Raw genomic sequence first — 554 nt, 5'->3', positions numbered from 1 at the left:
GTGTTCCCCGCGGGCAAGGACGCCCCGAAGATCTGGCCGCCGGTCCGTCGTATCGACGGCGCCCACGGTGACCGGAACCTGGTGTGCTCGTGCCCGCCGATCGAGGCGTTCGCCGACTAGATGTACTGCCCAGGGACGTTGGTCAAACGACTGAAGGGAACGTTCCTGCCGATGGCGGAGTGTTGCCGGTGGTGATTGTAGGTGTGCAACCACGCCGGCAACGCTGTCCGTCGGGCCTGTTCTGACTTGTAGTGCCGGGCGAACGCCCACTCCTGYGCCATGGTGCGGTGGAAACGTTCGATCTTCCCGTTGGTCTGCGGCCGGTACGGGCGGGTGCGTTTGTGCGTGACCGCCAGCTCGGTGCAGACCTGCTTCCACAGGGCCGAGCGGTAGCAGCCTCCGTTGTCGGAGAGGACGCGTTCGACGGTGACGCGGCGGGCGGCGAACCAGCTGACGGCTCGGCGCAGCACCCCGACCGCGGTCTGTGCGGTTTCGTCGTCGTGGATCTCGGCGTAGGCGACGCGGGAGTGGTCGTCGATGACGGTGTGTACGAA

General features: G+C 66.7%; 1 protein-coding gene. It reads right to left on the bottom strand.

The features are described from left to right. Positions 1-116 precede the first annotated feature (116 nt). Positions 117-554, bottom strand: a 438-nt coding sequence (locus tag AC1DYG_RS19055) for an integrase core domain-containing protein (RefSeq protein ID WP_477641433.1), incomplete at its 5' end; no start/stop codon positions are given.

The sequence above is a fragment of the Pedococcus sp. P1_H8 genome (assembly GCF_056405175.1).
This window is presented reverse-complemented; position numbering and strand designations above follow the sequence as displayed.